The sequence below is a fragment of the Mesorhizobium sp. M7A.F.Ca.CA.004.06.1.1 genome, assembly GCF_003999135.1.
Classification (GTDB): domain Bacteria; phylum Pseudomonadota; class Alphaproteobacteria; order Rhizobiales; family Rhizobiaceae; genus Mesorhizobium.
Genome location: NZ_RZPQ01000233.1, coordinates 1 through 7,655 on the forward strand (window position 1 = coordinate 1; position 7,655 = coordinate 7,655).

Here is a 7,655-nt window from a genome sequence, read left to right on the forward strand (position 1 = left end):
GCCGGTAAGCCTCGTCGCTGCCGCCTTTGAAGAGGGCGGCGCCCGCCACCAGCACGTCGGCGCCGGCAGCGGTGACCAGCGGCGCGGTTTCGGCTGAAACCCCGCCGTCGATCTCGATGCGGATCGGCCGGCCGCCGATGAGGGCCTTGACCCGCTTCACCTTGTCGACGATCGCCGGGATGAAGGCCTGGCCGCCGAAGCCCGGATTGACGGTCATGATCAGGATCAGGTCGAGCCGGTCGAGCACATATTCGACCACGCTTTCCGGCGTCGCCGGATTGAGCGACACACCGGCCTTCTTGCCGAGGTTCCTGATGGTCTGCAGCGAGCGGTCAAGATGCGGGCCGGCTTCGGCATGGACGGTCAAACCGTCGCAGCCGGCCTCGGCGAAAGCGGCCAGATAGGGGTCGGCCGGGGCAATCATCAGATGGCAGTCGAAGAAGGCCTCGGTGCGGTTGCGGATCGCCTTGATCACCGGCGGGCCAAAGGTGATGTTGGGCACGAAATGCCCGTCCATCACATCGAGATGGATCCAGTCGGCGCCGGCCGCCGCCACCGCTTCGACCTCATCGCCGAGTTTGGAAAAATCCGACGCCAGCACCGACGGTGCAATCAGGGTCTTTCTGCTCATGGATGCGGCCTTTCCGAGTGCCCTTCACGTTCGGCCACTCTATCGACTGCCTAATGCGCTCCGGCCGACTTGTCGAGGGCACGGGCGCGGCGGCTGCACGGCCGGAGGTGGCGTTGCGGCGTCCGCGATCCTGTCGCAGCCAATTTCCGCTTGCCTCGGAGCCATAAGAAAACCCGCCGGATTGCTCCGGCGGGTTTCTGGTCTGGCGTCGAGCAGATCGTTATTGCTGCTGGAGTTTCAGGATTCTGTCTGGAACCGGATCCTGCTGCTGTTCGACCTGCGGCCTGCGCCGTGGCAGTACCTGCTGCAGCAGCAGGCCGGGGTTGAGCTCCAGCGACGGTTGCCCGCGGAGCGGCCGGCAGTTCGGATAGCGTCCGATCGTACCTTCCGGGCAGCGCCGCCTGATGATCGGCTGGCACTGGCCGTTGATCATCTGCGAGCCCGGTGCGCATTCCACCTCTTGCCTGGGCTTGCGGCATGCGCCGTTGATCACCTGCGTCCCACGCGGACAGACACACTCGCCACGCTTGTTGTGGACCTGGCCGCGTATGTCGCATTGCTCCTGCGTCGGTTGCTTGCGCCGGCACGCATTGCCCCGCACCTCGGTACCCCTCGGGCAGACACAATTGCCCTTTGCGTCATGGACCTGGCCACGGATCGTGCATTGCTCAGGCTTCGGCCGAATCGGGCGGCAGGCTCCGTTTCTGACCTCGGTACCCCTTGGGCAGACACAATCGCCGTCGGCGTCGTGAACCTGACCACGGATCGTGCACTGCTCGGGCTTTGGCCGCATCGGACGGCAGGCGCCATTGCGCACCTCGGTCCCTCTCGGGCAGACACAATCGCCATCGGCATCGTGGACCTGGCCACGGATGGTGCACTGCTCAGGCTTCGGCTGGATCGGGCGGCAGGCATTGCCCCGGATTTCGGTCCCCCTGGGGCAGACACAATCGCCATCGGCATTGTGGACCTGGCCACGGACGGTGCACTGTTCGGGCTTGTCGGTCCTGACACATCTGCCGTTCTCAAGCCCGGTTCCGCGTGGGCAGACGCAACGTCCGTCCTCGGTGCGGATCTGGCCTTCGAGCAGCACGCAGCGCTTCGGTTGCTCCGGCTTCGGCACGATACCGCCGCCCGGCGAGCACTGGCCGTTGCGATAGGTGGTGCCTTCCGGGCAAACGCAGCGGCCGGCATCGTTCATGACGAAGCCTTGCGAGCATTCCTTCTTCGTCTCCTGGCTGATGGTGAAGGGATGGCAGGCATAGGCCTTGCCGCGATCGCCCTGCACATTGGCCTGATCGCCGCCAAGCACGTCGCCACCGCCTTGCACCCGTGTGTCGGGAGAGAGCACGCCGACGCAGTTCTGGCCGCTGACATTGCCCTGCAGATTGGCCAGACGACCGTCGTCGGGAATGACCACGGTGACATGATGCACCCGGCTTTCGCCGGCGCCGAGCGACAAATTGGCAATGCAGGACGCAGGCAAGGTTGCCGGTTCCGGCGAGCAGCCGAAGGGCGGATCGATCGACGTGATCTCAACGCCTTCCAGCCTGCCGAGACCCTCCACGCCGATCGCATCGCCAATGCGGACCGGCCCGGAGAAGGCGGTCGCTCCGTCATTGGTGACGGTGATCTCGAACGAGCAGGGTTGGCCGAGCCTGCATTCGCGGTCGCCGGTCTTTTCGACACGGATGGTCGAGGCGCCGCCTCCCTTGGCGCAGGCCTGGCCAAAGGGATAGACGACGTCGTCGCCCGGCGCCGGCCCATAGGAGCCGCGCGCGCAGTTTTCGAACGCGCCATTGGCCGAAACCGTCACGTCGAAGTGGCGGCTGGTTCCAGGTGTCATGACGGCACCGGGAATCTGGCACGACAGCGCGTTGGCCGGAACCGGTCCGCACGCCCATTCCGCACCGTCAGGGGTGACGGTCTGGATCTGGACAGGCGCGCCGCCGGCCACCAGCGTGGCGGCATCGTTGACCCGCACCGGACCGGTGGGGGCAGCGGTGCCAAGGCTGATGACGGTGATGCGGCAAGAGATCAGCGCGGCACCGGCGAGCGAGCCGTTGCAGACCTTGGTGATGCGCAGGGTCGGCTTGCCGCCATTGGGATGGCGGAAGCGTTCCTTGGCGCAGGCCTTGTTGTTGGTGAGGTCGTTTTCGCCGGGGATGGGCTTCACCGTCGCGCAATTCTCGACAATGTCCGACTGATAGCCGGCCGGCATGACCGCCTTGACGACGATCGGCGTCGAGCCGCCCGGAGGCAGCGAGATCCCCGCATGGTCGCAGCGGAACAGGCCGGGACCTGTCGGTACGCAGGTCCATGGCGGGCTTGGGCCGAAGGTCGAGGAGGCCGGCGCGCCGGCCGGGTAGCTGTCGATCACCGTCAGCGGCCCGTTATAAGTCGATGTGCCGTTGTTGATGATGTCGATCACGAAGTGGCAGATGCCGTCGGCCGTGCAGACCGGGACGCGGGCACGCTTCTTCAGGATCAGGTCGACCTTCTTCTCGACCGGCGGCCGGCAGTCGCGGTCACGATCGCCACGCCGGCAGATCGGGATCGAGGCGCAGCCGCGATCGTTCGACTGGCTGCCGAACAGCGGCTTGCCGCTGGCGCCGTAATTATAGGTGGCGCAGTTACGCAAGACGCTGCCTTGCCAGCCTCCGGCCGGCTTGAAGCCGAGCTTGAGGTTGACGGAGGCCCCCGGATTGAGCGTGGTTACTGGGTAGGTGCAAATCATCGGGGTGGCGCCGGGTATGCAGACCCAGGGCGGATTGGGTCCTGAATCGAGCGTCGATCCGGCCGGCAGCGTCACCTCGTCGAGCACGATCTTGCCGTGGTAGGCACCGGTGCCGACATTGGTGACCCTGATGGTGAAGTCGCAGCCGCCACCCATCGTGCAACGCGTCACGTCGGCGCGTTTCTCGACCTTGAGGTCCGGCTCCTTGTCCTTGGGCGGGCACCTCTGGTCACGCGGGATGACGATGTCGATCGTCTGCGTGCAGCAAAGGCCCCAGCCTTCCTTCGGACCGGCATAGGTTTCGATGCCGGTGACGATGAGGTGGATGACGTCGCCGGGCGATGCGCCGACGATCTTCCAGTTGAGCACACCGCCGCCCGCCGGCACCAACTGGGTGTCGGGGATGATGGTGACGCCTGATGTGGTCGTCGACACCTGCACCCACTTGCCGCCCATCTCCGGGCCGACCGGCATGTGGTAGATGAAGGCGCCGCCGCCGGGCACGCAGTCCACCGTGCCGCGTTCCACCTTGAAGCATTCCCGGTCGGGAGGCGGTGGCCGCTTATCACAGTTGGTGAGGTCGATCTTGATCGAGGTCTTGGCCCCGGTCTTGTAGTTGCCATCGTCGGGCTTGCCCGGATCCTGCGACGGGATGATGGTCCCGGGGCCGGCTCCGTTGCTGACCTTGATCACACCCTGGTTGTCGATCACGGTCGGCGAAGGAAACGCCGCATGGTCGATCTTGGCCGTGATCTGGAAGTTGATGACGCGTTCATTGGCGGCACCGGCGCCGTCGAGATCAGCGGCGGAGAGCCGGAAATTGGACACCGTTGCCGTGTCGTTCGGACCGGCCGAGGTGCTGATCGAAACGCCGGGCAATGGTCCGCCCGAAGCGTCCGTGCCGTCGCCCGACACATTCGCGCTGACGATCGAAAGGCCGTGTGGAAGCTGGTCCTTGAACTCGATCTTGAGCGTTTTCAGCAAGGCTGTCAGGTCGGCGAAGGCTTGCGCATCGCCGCGCAGGCCAAAGCTCAGGGAGTAGACGACATAGTCGCAGCTCCGCTGGGTGCCTTTCTTGGTGAAGAAGGGCACCGCCCGCTCCGGCCTCGGATTGACGATCTTCGAATTGTCGAGATCGAGCCTCAGTTCCGGGGTGATCGGGGCGGCGTCTTCCGCGTGGCTTGCCACAGGGGTGAACATGGCGACCGCGATACCGGCCGCCATCAGCCAGCGCGCGCCGCGCCTGGCGTATGACAGGGGTTTCATGATCGTCTCCATGACTGTGGATTGCGAGCTCGTCGTGAGCGGGGAGAGTGCGAGATTTTTCATCTTCCCCTCCTCAACGTTCGCAGCTGACGGCTGGGGTTCGGAGCGGCAAGATCATCTTGCAGCAAGGGTAGTAGCCACCCTTGTCCTTGTCGGACTTCCTGTAGAAGCAAAGTCCAACATCCACTCTGTCGCCCGGATAGTGGCCGGTGATGTCGACCGTGTAAGGCTTGCCGGGCGCATGCGACTGGGATGATGTCACCCCGACGCCTGGCGTCCTGGACTTTGTCTCATTCGAAGGTTGGGCCTTGATCGAATCGCCGCCGAAGCCGGCGTGGTCATGGAGATAGAGATCGGCCTGGAGGCCGCGAGGCGTACAGTAATACCTGATATCCTCGACATCGATGCACGGAGGCAGGTTGCCGGGTGGTGGGAAATCCGGCGGGTAGAAGGGGGGCAGGTAGCCGCCCGGGATTTCCTCGTAATAGCCGGCGCGGCCCTCGCAAGGATGCCAGACGGCAACGTCGCCGACATGGCCCTCGACCTCCGGATCTTCGAAATAACCGTCGAAGTCGACGAACCAGGAGCCGAAGGGCGGCACGTTGGCCGGCTTGACCAGCTCTTTCGGCGTGATCTGGACGCCATGCACGGCCAGCGGCCCGCCGGCGGCGAGCTGTTCGGCGAGTGAAGGATTGTCGCGCAGCTTGTCGCCTGACTTGACCAGCGTCTGCGTGCAGACCGATGTGTCGAGATTGCCGTCGGAATCATAACCATATTGCAGGTCGAGACCGCCGGCGGCCTGCCGGTTGCCCTGCGGGAAACCGACCGCATATTCCTGCGGCACTTCGACCCAGACCGATTCCGTCTCCGGATCGTCCGGGTTCTCTCGGAAGTAGCGGATGACCTCGCCTTTGCCGGAATCGGCGAATTGGCTGTAATCGTAGCGGTTCTCGACTGGGCCGCGCTGGGCCAGGTACATGAAGCCGCTATTGTCGAAGGCGATGTCGGTGACGGCGTAGTCCTTGTCGGCCTTGACCGTCAGTTCCCAGCGCGGGTCGCCGACAAAACTGCCGTCGCGGGCGATGCCCACCGACCAGATTTCCGACTTTTCGCCGACCGAGTAGTAGAGCCGGCCGCCATGGTAGGAGACGCCCCAGACGCGGCGCTCGTCCTGCGTGTAGCCCCAGCTGTCGGGGTCTTCGCTGTCGAAGGTCGCTCCCTTTATGTCCATCACCGAACCGTCGTCGGCGACTGGAGCAAGCCCATGCGCGGGACGGCCGGCAACGCCGTGATCGAAGCTGTCGATCAGCCTGCCTTCGGCATCGATGCGATGGATCAGGCCGGTATCGAGATCGGACGCGAAGAACTCGCGATGAGTGGCGTCGAATGTGAGATTGCCGATGCCGGGACCGCTGTTGGTGTCGATGTCGGCGAATTTGGAGACCTGGCCGGTGATGCCGTCGATCTTCCAGACGGTGCCCGGCCCGCCGCCGTTTTCGGTGCCGAACTGGCCATCCATGAAGATGGCGCCGGCAGCGCCGCGGCGCTGCCGCTCGGGGCGGCCGTCATCGTCGGCGTCCGGGGTGACGATACGGATGCCGTGCAGCGAGGTGGCGCCGGCATAGAGATTGGGAATGCCCGTCGGAACGCCGTCGCGCACGCCGTCATCGTAGGTGACGCCGAACACCTGGCCGACCTGCTCCGCCGTCACCTCGAAGGGCGGTGGCGTGTTGACGAGCTGGCCGGTGGCTGGTCCGCCCAGTTGCGAGACGTCGAAGACGCGCAAGGTGGCGCGCGTGGTGTCGATGAAGGTTTCGTCGACCGGATCGACGCCGGGCGGCAGTCCCTCTTTTTCGGAATCAGGGGGGTCGAAATTGGGAATGATGGTGCCGGAAAATCCGGTCACCGCCATCGAACCGGGATAGATGATCCGGGTTTCCTGCGCCTGCGCGGCGCCCAGCCACAGGCCGAGTGCCAGCAACCCGCCTGGATGCACAGCGCGGCGCAAGCCGCCAGCAAGAGACGACACAAACGAGCCGCGGATGCGAGACATGACACTACCCCCCGTAGTCGACGGGAGAACGTCGGGTCTGGCCGCGCAAATCAGGGCAAGGCGCGGCGGTCCGGCTCGTTCTTCCCTGATCGAATTGTCTGCTTTCCTCAAGATGACGATACGCCTGCTCTTACGCAGGGTCAACGGAATCAACAGAAAGCCCAGCGCATCGACCTCGTCCCGAAGGCGGTGGTCGCGCCGAGCTCCTGTTGTTCCCGGAGACCTGGGAGTCTCTGGGTTATTGGTCATGGGGGCTTCCTTTCCGGGCCGCACCATGCGGCACCTGGAGATCAGTCGCAGGCGGAGGTGGAAAGGTTCATGGAAGCCTTGCGCAGAATGCTTGCGCGCGATGCCGCCTGTTCTTATATACGCGCCAAGCCGTTCGGCGCCGGAATGCCGGTTGCCGGAACGGGATTTCTTGTGAACAGGGGCTTTCGTCGGAACGCCTGTACGGGTCCTGATAGCCTGCTTAGCGGAGAGACTAGAAAAATGGCAAAAGTAATCGGTATCGATCTCGGCACCACCAACTCGTGTATCGCCATCATGGATGGCAAGGAGCCCAAGGTGATCGAGAATGCGGAAGGCGCGCGCACGACGCCTTCCATCGTCGCCATTTCGGGCGACGACGAACGTCTGGTCGGCCAGCCGGCCAAGCGCCAGGCGGTCACCAATCCTGAAAACACCATCTTCGCGGTCAAGCGCCTGATCGGCCGCCGCTATGACGATCCGGTGACGGAGAAGGACAAGAAGCTTGTCCCCTACAAGATCGTCAAGGGCGACAATGGCGATGCCTGGGTCGAAGCCGGCGGCAGGAAGCAGTCGCCCTCGCAGATTTCGGCCATGATCCTGCAGAAGATGAAGGAGACGGCGGAAGCCTATCTCGGGGAAAAGGTCGAGAAAGCGGTCATCACCGTTCCAGCCTATTTCAACGACGCCCAGCGCCAGGCGACCAAGGATGCCGGCAAGAT

4 protein-coding genes are annotated in these 7,655 nt (G+C 64.4%); 1 reads left to right on the forward strand and 3 read right to left on the reverse strand.

What is annotated here, in order from left to right; all coding sequences use genetic code 11:
* The 3 genes from rpe to EN906_RS15855 all read right to left on the reverse strand — a co-directional run.
* Positions 1–631: ribulose-phosphate 3-epimerase (rpe, locus tag EN906_RS15845; RefSeq protein ID WP_127375249.1), on the reverse strand; the 631-nt coding region annotated here is incomplete at its 3' end.
* Between the two features lie 220 nt (positions 632–851).
* The gene (locus EN906_RS15850) at positions 852–4,697 is read right to left on the reverse strand and encodes a hypothetical protein (RefSeq protein WP_127271685.1); all 3,846 of its coding nucleotides are present in this window, start codon (positions 4,695–4,697) and stop codon (positions 852–854) included.
* A gap of 10 nt (positions 4,698–4,707) precedes the next feature.
* Positions 4,708–6,963 carry a hypothetical protein gene (locus tag EN906_RS15855; protein ID WP_164748776.1) on the reverse strand — a complete coding sequence of 752 codons (2,256 nt, stop codon included), beginning with the start codon at positions 6,961–6,963 and terminating at the stop codon, positions 4,708–4,710.
* 213 nt (positions 6,964–7,176) lie between these two features.
* On the opposite strand from EN906_RS15855, the gene EN906_RS15860 reads away from it, so the two are divergent.
* Positions 7,177–7,655: Hsp70 family protein (locus EN906_RS15860; RefSeq protein ID WP_164777192.1), on the forward strand; the 479-nt coding region annotated here is incomplete at its 3' end.

Bases quoted from the DNA above. Each gene is read 5' to 3' on its own strand.
- EN906_RS15855 (WP_164748776.1), bottom strand. From the start codon at position 6,963: ATGGTGCGGCCCGGAAAGGAAGCCCCCATGACCAATAACCCAGAGACT.
- EN906_RS15850 (WP_127271685.1), bottom strand. From the start codon at position 4,697: ATGAAAAATCTCGCACTCTCCCCGCTCACGACGAGCTCGCAATCCACA.